The following is a 381-nucleotide window of genomic DNA, read 5'->3' as shown; positions in this document are numbered from 1 at the left end:
AAAACACCACGCCGTTCTACTACCACCTCGACCACCTGGGCACGCCCCAGGAACTGACCAACCCCAACGGCCAGATCGTCTGGTCGGCGCGTTACAACGGCTACGGCAAAGTCACCGCACTCACGCATGGCGACGGCGAACAGCTTGAACAACCGCTGCGTTTCCAGGGCCAATACTTCGACCCGGAAAGCGGCCTGCACTACAACCGCCACCGCTACTACAATCCCGAGACTGGCCGCTATTTGACGCCCGACCCGAGCAAGTTGGCGGGTGGGCTCAATGGGTATCGCTACACCCTGAATCCGACGGGGTGGGTGGATCCGTTGGGGTTGGTGGATTGTCCGGGGAAGGGTGGGTGTAGGCCGGCGGTTGGGGATCAGG

At 62.2% G+C, this 381-nt stretch carries 1 protein-coding gene; it reads left to right on the top strand.

The genetic code is table 11. The features are described from left to right. Positions 1-381: RHS repeat-associated core domain-containing protein (locus HU767_RS28625; RefSeq protein WP_186731124.1), on the top strand; the 381-nt coding region annotated here is incomplete at both ends.

This window comes from Pseudomonas sp. SWRI179, from assembly GCF_014268705.1.
Lineage (GTDB): Bacteria > Pseudomonadota > Gammaproteobacteria > Pseudomonadales > Pseudomonadaceae > Aquipseudomonas > Aquipseudomonas zanjanensis.
Note: the sequence above shows the minus strand (reverse complement) of the source record. Positions and strands in the feature narration are given on the sequence as shown.